The sequence below is a fragment of the Actinoplanes sp. NBC_00393 genome (assembly GCF_036053395.1).
Taxonomy (GTDB): domain Bacteria; phylum Actinomycetota; class Actinomycetes; order Mycobacteriales; family Micromonosporaceae; genus Actinoplanes.
In genome coordinates, this window is the sequence record NZ_CP107942.1 from 8,812,251 (window position 1) to 8,824,361 (window position 12,111).

Below are 12,111 nucleotides of genomic sequence, written 5' to 3' on the forward strand. Positions count from 1 at the left end.
GCCAGGTGCCGCCGCCTTCGGAACGGCCGACGACGATGGCCGCCGCGGCGCAGGCGCTCGGCTCCAACCGTCAGCCGCCTACCGAGCCGCCGGCGTATCAGCAGGATCGTCAGGGGCCGCCGACCGGAAATGATCGGTTCGGCCCGTCCGGCCCGGCACCGTCGATCCAGCCGCACTCCGCCCCGGGCGGCGAGCAGCCTCCGGCTCCGGCAGCCAGGCCTGCCCTGATTCCACCGGTCATTCCAGGTGCGCCCGGCATTGATCGGAGCGCGCCCGTCTCCGGCGGTCCGGGCTACCCCGGTCCGGGCGGGGGTTACGGTGCTGCCGGTTACGGCCCCAGCGCGCCGACAAGCTCAGCCGGTGCAGCCGGTTACGGCCCCAGCGCGCCGACAAGCTCAGCCGCTGGTTACGGCTCTGGCCCCAACGCGCCGACGAGCTCAGCCGGTGGCTACGCCGCGCCGGCGGGCTCCGCAGGCGGCTTCGGCCATGGCTCGCCGTCGGTGCCGGGTAGTTCAGCTCCGGGAAGCCCGGCTTCCGGCTACGGCAGCTCAGCACCCGGTAGCCCCGCGCCCGGCTATGGCGCCGCGGTGCCTGGGAGCCCGGCCTCTGGGTACGGCGCTGCGACGCCTGGGAGCCCGGCCTCCGGCTACGGCGCCGCGACACCCGGCAGCCCGGCCTCCGGCGTCCCTGCATCTGGCATTCCTGCCTCCGGCGCCCCCGCGTCCGGCTACGGCACTGCCGGTTCTGGCAGCTCAGCTGCTGCGTATGGGGCTCCCGGTTCGGCATCGGGCTTCGGCGGGCCGGTCGCCGCCGGTTCGCCGCAGGGCATCGCACCTTCGGCGCCCGGCGTTCCCGGGATGGCGCAGAGTGCGGCGGCCCTTGGCTACGCCAACCCCGCGCCGCCCATTCCCGGGATGCCTCCGCAGGGGAGCCCGGCCGCCGCCTATGCGACGCAGGGCTACGGTTCCAACGCTTTTGCGACCCAGGCGCTGCCGCTCGCAGCAGGGGGTGGGCAGGGCACCGCAGCCGTGTCCTCCGGGCTCGGGGTCACCGGTTCGGCCACGGGCTCCCGGACCCAGGCCAACGCCCCCGGGCAGCGCGGCGAGAGCACGACGGACTTCGTCGCGGCCAATGAGGTCGAGCGTGACCTCCAGGAGGCCGCGGACGGCGGCAACACCGACGTCTTCCTCTCGACGCTGCTGCTGGCGAACGTTCTCGTGCCGGTCGCGAACCACTCGAGGCCGGGCAGCGCGCCCGGTGAGTCCGGCTTCGCGTTCCTGCCGGAGGAGGTCGACGGCGAGCGCTTCCTGATCGTCTTCACCAGCAAGGACCGGCTCTCCGAGCACTTCGGCGAGCCGACCCGGACGGTGGGGGTGCGGTTCTACGAGCTGATCCGCAATTGGCCGGACCCGGCCTGGTCGTTCGCGGTCAACCCGGGAACGCCGGTCGGCGCGAAGTACCCGGGGGCGCAGATCATCGCGCTGGCGAACTGGGCCACCGAGGCCGGTCTGGGCGCGGAGCCGGCTGACGGCCCGATCGCCAACGACACCACCGCGCCGATCCCGGCTCCGGAGCCGGCCAGCGACGAGGCGCAGTCGGCGACGGTCATGCAGAAGACCATCTCGGCCGAGCAGGTCGACTACTACCTGGATCGCGGGTACGACCGGGTTGCCGGTTTCGTGCACCGGGCGTCCGAGGTGGAGCATCTGCGTACGCCGGGTGAGCTGTTCGGTGCGCTCGGCCTCTACTACGACTCCTCGCCGTTCCAGCCGGATGCCAAGGAAGCGTTCGTGCTGCGCTGGCCGGCTTACCGGCCCAGCCTGTACCGGATTCCCTACGGCGGGCAGAACGAGCAGGCGCTGCGGGCCATGGACGGCTGGGTGATCGAGCGGCCGCCGTTCCGGGGCAACGGTTTCGCGCCCGGCGAGGGCCGGGACGTGATCGCCGAGTTCAAGGTGGACAGCGTCCGGCTGCCGCACGGGGCGCAGCTGTGGCGCATCGACGCGGACGGTAACGAGCGGATGCTGGCGATCTTCGACGCGGACGGGCCGTTGTGGCGCCGGGTGGGTGAGCACTGATGCGTGACGGCTACGTGGTGACCTGGCAGGGGCAGGAGTACGACGCTGCCCCGGACGGGGACCGGGTCCGGATCTATGCGACCGGCCCGGCCGAGGGTTTCCAGGAGGTCAAGGCCGGGCGGTACGTACGGGTGCTGGAGCCCGACGAGTACGAGGAGCTCGCGTACGTCCGGACTCTCTGCACCTGGCGCGGCGAGCCGTTCATCGTGCTCGCCGAGGCGGACAGCTGGCTGCGCCTGGAGTACACGGGTGGTCGCGCTCCGGTGGCCCGCCGGCTGGGGCTGGAGGAGTTCGACTACGGGGTGTACCAGGGGTGGGCGCCGGCTCACGAGGTGCGCGACCGGTACGAGCACCGGATCTGAGTCTCAGGCCGGGGCTTTGAGCCACCGCAGGATTTCGCCGGTCACGACGTCCGGGGCTTCCTGGTGCAGGAAGTGCCCGACGTCCGGGATCAGGCGCCATTCGTAGGGCGCGGTCACGTACCGCCCGGAGCCCTGTGCCGTGCGCGGCAGCACCGCGGTGTCCAACGCGCCGTGCAGCTGCAGGGTGGGCACGCTCGACGGCCGCTGCATCAGCTTGACGAATCGGTATCCCTGCAGCCGCAGTGCGCTGCGGGCCACCCACCGGTACGCCTCCAGCGCGCAGAACGCCGCCTGCGGGATCTGCATGGCCTGCCGGCAGCGAGCCGAATACTCCCCGAACTCGGGGGTGTCCGCCCAGCCGGGGCTGCTCCACTGGGTCATCAGCTCACCGACCAGCGCCGCGTCGTCGCGGGTGAGCACGTGTTCGAAGCGGGGCACCTGGAAGCGCAGGATCGTCGCGGAGGCGGCGAGCTGGCCGCGCGGGTCGGCGAAGACGGCCGCCCGTAACCGCAGCGGATGCGCAGCACCGAGCACGACGAGCCGGTTGACCAGTTTCGGGTGGAACGATGCGGCCGCCCACCCGATCATCCCGCCGGCGCCGGCACCGACCACGGTGGCCGACCGTTCGCCGAGGGCCCGGATCAGGCCGGTGACGTCGGCGGCCATGGTGTAGCCGTCGTACCCCCGGGGTGGTTTGTCGCTGGCGCCGTAACCGCGCAGGTCGATGGCGGCGGCCCGGAAGCCCGCGTCCGCAACGCGGATCATGATTTCGTTCCAGGCCCACCAGAACTCGGGAAAGCCGTGCAGGAAGAGCACGAGCGGGCCGGTCCCCACTTCAGCGACGTGGAACCGGCTGCCGTTGGCGCCGACGAAGCGGTGCCGCCACGGCCCCTCCGTCAAGACCACCGACTCGTCCACCTGACCGCCCATGCCGTCAGCCTATGCGCCGCTGTCACGGACGTTGCCGGGCAGTGGCGAAGATGAACCCAGCCGTGATCATTTGATGGTCTCGACCTCGAGCATGTTCATCAGGTTGCCGGGACCGCAGTAGATGCGCAGGAGCGAGGGTTCCAGGAGCGCCTTGACCCGGCTGCCTTTGGTCAGCTCGATGCCCTCGGTGGAGTACAGCGCGTAGTGCTGGCCGTCGTCGGCGAGCATGCCGTAGCACGGACCTTTACCCCCACGGGTGACCATGCCGGCGACCCAGCCGTCGGTGGGCAGGTTGTCGGTCGGCTCCTTGGGCGGTTTCGCCGTCTTGGTGATCGTCGGAAGCGACGACGGGGACAACGACGGATCAGACGCGGCGGGTGACGGAGCCGGCGAGGCGACCGCGGAAGGCGCGGGAGCAGAGGCAGAGGAAGAGGAGGGGGCGGAGGCGGACGGCGTCGCGCCCGCGCATCCGGCGAGAACTGCGCCGGCGGCCATGACCAGGCCGATCCGGAACGTGGCGTGATCGCGCATCAGTTCATCCTTCCCGCTGCGGGTGTCCCGGATAAGACGATTCGTGACCCCGATCGGTTCCGCGAAAGAAGCGCCCGGGGAGCGGACTCCCCGGGCGCCGGTGAAGCATCCGATCAGTAGACGGCGACGGTCATCGAGGTGCCGACCTGGGTCAGGACGGCGATCTTGACACCGACTGCCGGGAGCTTGACGCCGTGGTTCGGCAGCTCCTCGTAGAAGTACTTGTCCTTGTCGTGGAAGACCGGGTCACCGAGCTGCGGCTTGATGACCGACTCCGCGCCGTTGAGGTGCAGCTTCATCCCGTCGGTCGGGTAGAGGCTGAACGGTGCGTCGTAGACCTGGACACGGGACCGCCACGGAACCCCGGTCGGGTTGATCAGCGGCTTCGGGTGCGCGTCGATGTAGAGGTTGCGCCCCTCACCCGGGTGTTCGTTGGTGTTGTTGTCCGCCTGGGAGGTGTCCCAGTAGGAGATCAGCAGACCGGTCTGGTAGTTGTAGTGCTCCACCCAGTCCGGTTTGGTGTTCGCCCACCCGAAGTTGTACGGGCCGGTCGCCAGGTACTTGTCGTACGAGGTGTAGCTGCGGTACCCGGCGATGTAGTAGTTCGGGAAGTTTCGGATGTAGGTCTGCTCGACCGCCGAGAAGCCGTCCAGCGTCCAGGTGGAGGCCTCTTCCGCACCGTCGGTCAGCACCGCAGCGCCGTCCGCGGTGATGGTGATCTCGTCAGCGTAGAAGCCGCCCTCGGACACCGCGGTGTCGGTCAGGTAGCGGAGGCGGAAGGAGACCTTCTTGCCCGCGTACGCGTCCAGGGGCACCGCGATGTCGACCCAGCTGCCCTTGGTGTACCCGGTCAGGGCCGGGTTCTTGCCCGGGTCCTTCGGGAAGGCCTTGCCGGCCACCGTCCCGTCGAGCGGGGTCCACGTGGCGCCGTCCGTCGAGGCCTCGAAGTACAGGTAGTCGTAGTTCTCCTCGATCTCGTACCGGCCCTTGAGCGTGACACTCGCCGTGGTCTTGCCGGTGAGGTCGATCTCCCGGGTCATGGTGTTCTCGAGGTCGTCCTCGTTGCCGGAGAAGTATTGCTTCGTCCCCGCGTACGGCGCGCCGGCCTGGAACTGCACCGGCTTCTCCGGGAGCTGCACCACCACGGCCTGCTTCTTCTTGGTGTTGTACTCCTGTGGGCCGAGCTGGATGACCTTCTTGGTGCCCGACTTGACCAGCTCGTAGTCGAGCCAGCCGAGCTGCAGCTTGTTCCAGGCGCCGAGGTCGCCGGGCCGGGTGCCGATGCCCTGGTCCTTCTTGCCGCTGAGCCGGCTCTGCGCCATCAGCGTCCAGTACTCGCTGTTGTTGTCGCCCAGGCCGCTGGTGTCGTAGTCGTCCGGCAGGCCGAGGTCGTGGCCGTACTCGTGGACGAAGACGCTGAGGCCGCCGTTCTCCGGCTGGATCGTGTAGTCGCCGATCCAGATGCCGGTGTCGGCGATCTGGGTGCCGCCCTTCTTGTTGGTGCCGGGGCCCTGACCGGAGTAGCGGTTCACGTACCACCGGTGGCTCCAGACCGCGTCCTCACCCTGGTACGGGTCGCCGTCGGCCTGGTCGCCGCCGGAGTGGACGATCTGGAAGTGGTCGATGTAGCCGTCGGCCTCGTTGAAGTCGCCGTCACCGTCGAAGTCGTACCGGTCGTACTGGTCGAACGACTTCACGTCCGCGGCGATCTCGGCGTCGCTGCGGCCGGCGGCTTTCTGGTCGGCGACCCACTGGTTCGCGGCGTCGGCCACCAGTTCCCAGACGTTGTCGCAGTTGCTACCCGGGCACACGGCCGGGTCGTCACCGTTGGCGTCGGTCGGGTTGTCGTTCGAGCGGCCGTACCGTGCCTCGTTGTACTTGACCTTGACCCAGTCCGTGACCGTGCCGTCGACGCTGTAGCGGCCGGACGACTGGGTCTCGTAGTAGGTCTTGACCGACTCGACGCCCTCGCCCTCACCGAAGTACAGATTCTGGAAGTACTCCCGGTTGTAGTCGGGCTGCCAGATCGTCGAGTTGTCGACCTTGCGGTCCGGCTCCGGGATCGCGTTGTGCAGCGGCCCCTCGAAGGTGGACGGGCCCGCGAACTGCGGGGTCGTGTCCTTGTCCGGGAAGTTCGGGTGCCGCTCGTTGCCGAACTCGGTGAGGATCACGAAGATCCGGTCGGTCTGTTCCCGCGCGAGTTCGACGTACTGGTTCTTGCCGTAGCGACCGAAGCCGCCGTTGCCGTACGTCTTGCCCAGGTTGACGACCTTGCTGCCGTTGCGGGTCTCCACCTTGGACTCGCCGCTCAGCACCTGGCTGACGGCCTGCTCGCGCAGCGCCCGGCGTTTCTCCTCCAGCGGGTTCGGCAGGTCATCGACCGGAAGTTGTTCCTCGGCCTGTGCCGCCGGAGACGGATCTGCCGGGGGTGCCGCTACGGCCACGGTCGGAACCAGAGCTCCGACGCTGGTGACCATCGCGGCGCCGAGCAGTCCTACGACCACCTTGCGCACTACGTTTACCTCCGTTTACGCGGCCGGCCGCAGGGTGTTGCGGACCGGCGTCAAACGGCCCCGGGGTTCGGGACTGTAGGTGAACGTATGCAAACAAACCGATGCCTGGAAGTTGCCTGAGATATCGATGACCAATGGTTATCTGATATGCCCAGGCCATAACGTCAGACGTTTCATAACGGACAAAAGGCTGGCGGCGCGAGCGCGCCACCAGCCTTTATGGACCGACGTCGGTCAGTCCTCGGACTTACCCGACTGCATCCCGGTGGAGATCAGGTCCATCACGGCGGAGTCCTGCAGCGTCGTGACGTCGCCCAGCGAGCGGTTCTCCGCCACGTCCCGCAGCAGCCGTCGCATGATCTTGCCGGACCGGGTCTTCGGCAGCTCCGGAACGAGCATGATCTGCCGCGGCTTGGCGATCGGGCCGAGCGTCTTGGCCACGTGGTTGCGCAGCTCCTTGATGAGCTCCTCACCGGCGTCGCCCTCGGTGTCGACGTTGCCGCGCGGGATGGTGAACGCGACGATCGCCTGACCGGTGGTCGGGTCGGTAGCGCCGACCACGGCCGCCTCGGCCACCGACGGGTGCGACACCAGCGCCGACTCGACCTCGGTGGTGGAGATGTTGTGACCGGAAACGAGCATGACGTCGTCGACCCGGCCGAGCAGCCAGAGCGAGCCGTCCTCATCCTTCTTCGCGCCGTCACCGGCGAAGTAGATCCACTCGCCGGACGAGGCGGAAGAGGAGGACGAAGCGCCGGCTCCGAACCGCGACCAATAGGTGTCGAGGAACCGCTGGTCGTCGCCCCAGATCGTGCGCAGCATCGACGGCCACGGCTCACGCAGCACCAGGAAGCCGCCACCACCGTCCGGCACCGACTGGGCCTCGTCGTCCACCACGTCGGCGCTGATGCCGGGCAGCGGGGTCATCGCCGAACCGGGCTTCGCCGAGGTCACGCCGGGCAGCGGCGAGATCATGATCGCGCCGGTCTCGGTCTGCCACCAGGTGTCCACGATCGGCGCGCGCTCGCGGCCGACGTTCTCCCTGTACCACATCCAGGCCTCGGGGTTGATCGGCTCACCGACGCTGCCGAGCACCCGCAGCGAGGACAAGTCGTACTTCGCGGGGATGTCGTCGCCCCACTTCATCATGGTGCGGATCAGCGTCGGGGCGGTGTAGAGGATCGACACCTTGTACTTGTCGACGATCTGCCAGAACCGGCCCCGGTCGGGGGTGTCGGGCGTGCCCTCGTACATCACCTGGGTCGCGCCGTTGGAGAGCGGACCGTAAACGATGTACGAGTGCCCGGTCACCCAACCGATGTCGGCGGTGCACCAGTAGACGTCGGTCTCCGGCTTCAGGTCGAAGACCGCGTGGTGGGTGTAGGAGGTCTGGGTCAGGTAGCCGCCGGTGGTGTGCAGGATGCCCTTCGGCTTACCGGTCGTACCCGAGGTGTAGAGGATGAACAGCGGGTGCTCGGAGTCGAACGGCTGCGCGGTGTGCGAAGAGTCGGCCTGCTCGACCGTCTCGTGCCACCACTTGTCCTTGTCGGTCCAGGCGACCTCCTGGCCGGTGCGGCGGACCACCAGCACGTGCTCGATGCTGCCGGTGCGCGCCACGGCCTCGTCCACGGTCGGCTTGAGCGCCGACGGCTTGCCCCGCCGGTAGCCGCCGTCCGCGGTGATCACGACCTTGGCGGCAGCGTCCTCGATCCGGGTGGCCAGCGCGTCCACCGAGAAACCGCCGAACACGACGCTGTGCGTCGCGCCGATCCGGGCGCAGGCGAGCATCGCCACCGCGGCTTCCGGGATCATCGGCAGGTAGATCATGACGCGGTCGCCTGCGGCGACCCCGAGCTCGGTGAGGGTGTTGGCGGCCTGGCTCACCGACTTCAACAATTCGGCGTACGTCACCGTGCGCGTATCCCCGGGCTCGCCTTCCCAGTGGATCGCCACCTTGTCGCCGTGTCCCGCCTCGACGTGGCGGTCCACGCAGTTGTACGCGATGTTCAGCTCGCCGCCGACGAACCACTTCGCGAACGGCGGGTTCGACCAGTCGAGAATCTGGTCCCACGGCTTCGCCCAGGACAGCCGCTCGGCCTGGCGCGCCCAGAAGGCGAGCCGGTCGGACGCAGCCTCCTCGTAGGCCTCAGCCTTCACATTCGCGTTCGCCGCGAGGTCGGCGGGCGGCGGGAATTGCCGCGTCTCCGAGTACAAGTTCTCCAGTGTCTCGCTCATGAGGGCGGCTCCTCTGCCTGACCGGGGTTTCTTCGTTGCACACTAGTTGCGCCGGGTGGTCCGGCGAAGGGTTGCGCCGCGGGGCGCGCCCGATGGTTCGGTACGCGCGCCGACTGGCTCTTTGCTGCTCGCTACTGCGCGAATCTTGCCAGTTCCACGCGTATTTGTGCACCCCGTGTTTCTGCTTCTTTACCGGTTACCGTGTTCACGTGGATCCACTCGCCCCGCTGCTCGACCTCGCCGACGTCGCGCCCGCACTCGACCAAGCCCGTGACTCCGTCGACGCCGCGATGCGGCATCGATCTCTGCGCCGGCACGGCGGCCAGGTGGCCGCCGAAGCCAGTCTGCGGGCCGCGGTCGCCAGCGCGGCGCTGGAGGGCAGCAGTTACGACCTTGACGAGGTACGCGGTGGCACGGTCACCGATCCCGTGGTGCAGGGCGCCCTGCGGGTCGCCGAGTCGCTCGGTGGCCTCGTCGACCTCTGGCCCCGCGCCCCCCGTCAGGTCCTCGCCAAACTGCACGTCCTCGCGGCCCGTGGCGTCGTCCACGACCACGACCTGGGCCGGCTCACCGCCGGTGCGGAGCGGATCGACGCGCTCGCCGGGCTGGTCGCCGGCAACGAGAAGACGCCGCCGCTGCTGCTCGCCGCCATCGTGCACGCCGAACTGCTGACCCTGCGGCCGTTCGCGGGCCCGTCCGGCGTCGTGGCCCGGGCCGCCGCCCACCTCACGCTGATCGGCCGCGGCCTCGACCCCCGCGGTCTGGTCGCTGCCGAAGTCGGCCACCTCGCCCGCGAGCCCGAGTACGTGGGTTCCGCCGGCGCCTACGCCACGGGTACGCCCGACGGCGTGCGGTCGTGGCTGCGGCACTACGCGGCGGCGATCACGGCCGGCGCCGACGAAATCGTCGTCATCGGAGACAGCGTCCTGGCGGCGGTCTGAACGGCGGCATACTTTTCGGGTGGGTGAGAACTGGATCCGTCCGTACACGCCCGGAACCGGCCGCTGGTTGGTGATCGCCTGGGAGGCGGGGGCGCTGGCCCTGCTGACCTGGGCAAGCGTTCTGCACTTCGAGTTGATGGGGCACAGCGTCCGGGCGGTTGCCGGGCTGCTGGCCGTGGTCTGGGCCGTCGGCACGTGGCGGATCGTCAAGCACGGTGTCTACGTGAGCTCGGACGGTGTGCTCATCCGTGGGCTGCTGCGCTCGCGGATCGTGCGGTGGCGGGAGATCGCCGGGGTGCGCCTGCACCGGACCACCCACCGGGTCGGGCCGTGGCGGATCGAGAGCGGGATGACCGTGCTGATCGAGCGGCACGACGGGGCCATGGTGAACACCGAGCTCTGGGCGCAGGGGGTCGACTTCCACTCCCGGCCCAAGGTGTTCCGCGCGGTCTATCACGAGATCCGTAATCGGCATCTCGCATCTGCTCAGCCGTGACCCGCGGCCGGCCGGGCGGCAAAGTAAGAGCCGGCGTCCCTTGAGGGGCGCCGGCTGTGCGCGTCCGGACCGGGTTATCAAGCGTGCACCTGGGTCGTTGTCGGCGGTCCAGCTGCCAAAATCTGGCATAGGTCCCGCCGCAACGTGCCTGCCGTGGCTGATCGCGCGTGGGTTCCCGGTGGCCGTGCACGGTGCCCGATTTCAACGGGCCCGCGAGTCATTTCTACGCCGGTTCGCGCATGATCGCCAGGTATCAGGCACGCAAACCTGGCGTACCGCTATTACTCAGACCAATGCCATTCACGCAGCTCACTGGCCATTGAGGACCGGTGGGCGGGGGAGGAAGCCGGCTCGGGAAGCGGGGAGGAGGCCGCGGAACGGGCGTGGCGGGCCACGTCTGGCGACAACACCGGCCGGAAGGTCGGTGGCGGGGGTGACCACCTGCTCAGCCGGCCGTTAGCCGAGGTACTCCTGGTAGGCGTACAGAGAATGGGTTTCAAGCGACTGCGGCCGCGCGCGTGCGGCGATGGCGGCCGTAGATGGCGAAGCCGATGGCGACGCCCACGCCGACCCCCAGGGCCGCGGCTGCCACCGGCACCGCTGGGCGGTCGCGGAGGCGCCGGCCCAGAGGGACGGGATGGCGGAACTCGAGGATCGGCCAGGAGCGTTCGGCGGCGACCCGGCGCAGCGCGCGATCGGGGTTGACGGCGCTGGGGTGACCGACTGCTTCCAGCAGTGGCAGGTCGCTGCTGGAGTCCGAGTAGGCGAAGCACTCGGAGAGGTCGTAGCCGCGGGACTCGGCGAGCTCGCGGACGCCGACCACCTTGGCCGGGCCGGCGGCGTAGAACTCGACCTCGCCGCTGTAGCGGCCGTCGACGATGGCCATCCGGGTGGCGATGATGTCGGTGATGCCGAGCAGAGCGCCGATCGGGCGGACCATCTCGTCGCCGGAGGCGGAGACCAGGACGACATCGCGGCCGGCGGCCTGGTGCTCGGCGATCAGCGCGGCGGCCTCGGCGTAGACATAGGGATTGATCAGGTCGTTGAGCGTCTCGGCGACGATCTGCTGCACCTGCTCCACCCGCCAGCCCTTGCAGAGCGCGGCGAGGTAGTCGCGGGTGCGTGCCATCGCCTGCTCATCGGTGCCGCCACCGAGCCGGAACATCAGCTGGGCATAGGCGGATTTCACCACGTCACGCCGGCTGATCAGGCCATCACGGTAGAAAGGCCGTCCGAAGGCCAGGGCGCTGGACTTGGCGATGACGGTCTTGTCGAGGTCGAAAAACGCGGCGCTCAGGCCCACGGGCCGAAAGTGTAGCCGCAACACGCTCGCCCCGGTTGTCCCGCGCGGGGGACGCGCCCGGCGGTGACGCGCTGTGAAAACGGTCAGACGGGCAGGGAGCGTGGCATCGGGTCACATTCAGTACTCGACGCCGGGCCTGATTCTGAGGCAGACTTGTGTTTGCGACTGGGATGAGTGTTGTTACCGTCGCGTCTGGTGAACTTTCGATCAACTGATGGCCCTCGGTGATCGCGCCCCCCGCGATTGCCGAGTTGATTCGGCTCGACCCCCCCGGAGCCGAATCCCAGGACGACCCCCGTCTCCCCCGACGGGGGTCGTTCCCTTAGGAGCCGGAGGCCCGGCTCGGTTCGGCTTCGGCTGAGGCCGCGGGCTCGATCAGGCCGAAGAAGTCGGAGAGCCCGGTCACGTTCAGCACCCGCCGGAACGTGTCGCTCGGGTTCACCACGGCGAACTCGATGTCCCGTTCGGTCGCCGCCCGGTATCCCTCGATCAGGGCGCCGAGGCCGGTCGAGTCGATGAACGAGGCATCGCGCAGATCCACCAGGACGGTGGCCGGCGTCCAGTCGACGAGGGCATCGCGGATGCCGTCCGCCACCTCGTCAGCGTTCGAGAAATCGATCTCGCCCAGCACGGTGACGGTAACCGTGCCGTCCTCGCCAAGCGTGGTCCGGATCGAGCTGTCCATCCGCACTCCATCGGTCCGTTTCGGCAGACAAACATAC

Annotated in this window: 10 protein-coding genes; 4 read left to right on the forward strand and 6 right to left on the reverse strand. The window is 69.1% G+C overall.

Going from position 1 to position 12,111, the window contains the following annotated elements; all coding sequences use genetic code 11:
• Window positions 1-914 precede the first annotated feature (914 nt).
• Both OHA21_RS40810 and OHA21_RS40815 read left to right on the forward strand, forming a co-directional pair.
• Window positions 915-2,078, forward strand: coding sequence for an SseB family protein (locus tag OHA21_RS40810; RefSeq protein WP_328478857.1), 1,164 nt, complete (start codon window positions 915-917; stop codon window positions 2,076-2,078).
• A complete protein-coding gene (locus tag OHA21_RS40815) occupies window positions 2,075-2,440 on the forward strand; it encodes a hypothetical protein (RefSeq protein ID WP_328478859.1) in 366 nt (121 codons plus the stop codon). Before OHA21_RS40810 ends, OHA21_RS40815 begins: the two co-directional genes overlap by 4 nt.
• A 3-nt stretch (window positions 2,441-2,443) precedes the next feature.
• Here OHA21_RS40815 and OHA21_RS40820 read toward each other — a convergent pair whose 3' ends face one another.
• From OHA21_RS40820 to acs, 4 genes are all read right to left on the reverse strand, one after another.
• A complete protein-coding gene (locus OHA21_RS40820) occupies window positions 2,444-3,370 on the reverse strand; it encodes an alpha/beta fold hydrolase (protein ID WP_328464457.1) in 927 nt (308 codons plus the stop codon).
• Between the two features lie 66 nt (window positions 3,371-3,436).
• Window positions 3,437-3,901, reverse strand: coding sequence for a hypothetical protein (locus OHA21_RS40825; protein ID WP_328464459.1), 465 nt, complete (start codon window positions 3,899-3,901; stop codon window positions 3,437-3,439).
• Window positions 3,902-4,014: 113 nt separating this feature from the next.
• On the reverse strand, window positions 4,015-6,378 hold the full coding sequence (locus tag OHA21_RS40830) for an immune inhibitor A domain-containing protein (RefSeq protein WP_328478861.1): 2,364 nt from the start codon (window positions 6,376-6,378) through the stop codon (window positions 4,015-4,017).
• 270 nt (window positions 6,379-6,648) lie between these two features.
• A complete protein-coding gene (gene acs / locus OHA21_RS40835; RefSeq protein WP_328464461.1) occupies window positions 6,649-8,649 on the reverse strand; it encodes an acetate--CoA ligase in 2,001 nt (666 codons plus the stop codon).
• 209 nt (window positions 8,650-8,858) lie between these two features.
• On the opposite strand from acs, the gene OHA21_RS40840 reads away from it, so the two are divergent.
• Together OHA21_RS40840 and OHA21_RS40845 are read left to right on the forward strand one after the other, a co-directional pair.
• Window positions 8,859-9,590 (forward strand): oxidoreductase, encoded by a 732-nt coding sequence (locus tag OHA21_RS40840; protein WP_328464463.1) that lies wholly within the window; start codon window positions 8,859-8,861, stop codon window positions 9,588-9,590.
• Between the two features lie 19 nt (window positions 9,591-9,609).
• A complete protein-coding gene (locus OHA21_RS40845) occupies window positions 9,610-10,086 on the forward strand; it encodes a PH domain-containing protein (RefSeq protein WP_328464465.1) in 477 nt (158 codons plus the stop codon).
• Between the two features lie 496 nt (window positions 10,087-10,582).
• Here the strand turns inward: OHA21_RS40845 and OHA21_RS40850 are convergent, their stop codons facing one another.
• Together OHA21_RS40850 and OHA21_RS40855 are read right to left on the reverse strand one after the other, a co-directional pair.
• Window positions 10,583-11,389: an HAD family hydrolase gene (locus OHA21_RS40850; RefSeq protein ID WP_328464467.1), complete on the reverse strand. Its 807-nt coding sequence runs from the start codon at window positions 11,387-11,389 to the stop codon at window positions 10,583-10,585.
• Between the two features lie 322 nt (window positions 11,390-11,711).
• Complete coding sequence (locus tag OHA21_RS40855) at window positions 11,712-12,074, reverse strand: STAS domain-containing protein (RefSeq protein ID WP_328464469.1); 363 nt, start codon at window positions 12,072-12,074, stop codon at window positions 11,712-11,714.
• Window positions 12,075-12,111: the final 37 nt, after the last annotated feature.

What these genes read in the sequence shown, in the direction of transcription:
- OHA21_RS40810 (WP_328478857.1), top strand. Translation starts at nt 915, where the DNA reads ATGCCTCCGCAGGGGAGCCCGGCCGCCGCCTATGCGACGCAGGGCTAC.
- OHA21_RS40820 (WP_328464457.1), bottom strand. Translation starts at nt 3,370, where the DNA reads ATGGGCGGTCAGGTGGACGAGTCGGTGGTCTTGACGGAGGGGCCGTGG.
- OHA21_RS40825 (WP_328464459.1), bottom strand. Translation starts at nt 3,901, where the DNA reads ATGCGCGATCACGCCACGTTCCGGATCGGCCTGGTCATGGCCGCCGGC.
- OHA21_RS40830 (WP_328478861.1), bottom strand. Translation starts at nt 6,378, where the DNA reads ATGGTCACCAGCGTCGGAGCTCTGGTTCCGACCGTGGCCGTAGCGGCA.
- acs (WP_328464461.1), bottom strand. Translation starts at nt 8,649, where the DNA reads ATGAGCGAGACACTGGAGAACTTGTACTCGGAGACGCGGCAATTCCCG.
- OHA21_RS40855 (WP_328464469.1), bottom strand. Translation starts at nt 12,074, where the DNA reads ATGGACAGCTCGATCCGGACCACGCTTGGCGAGGACGGCACGGTTACC.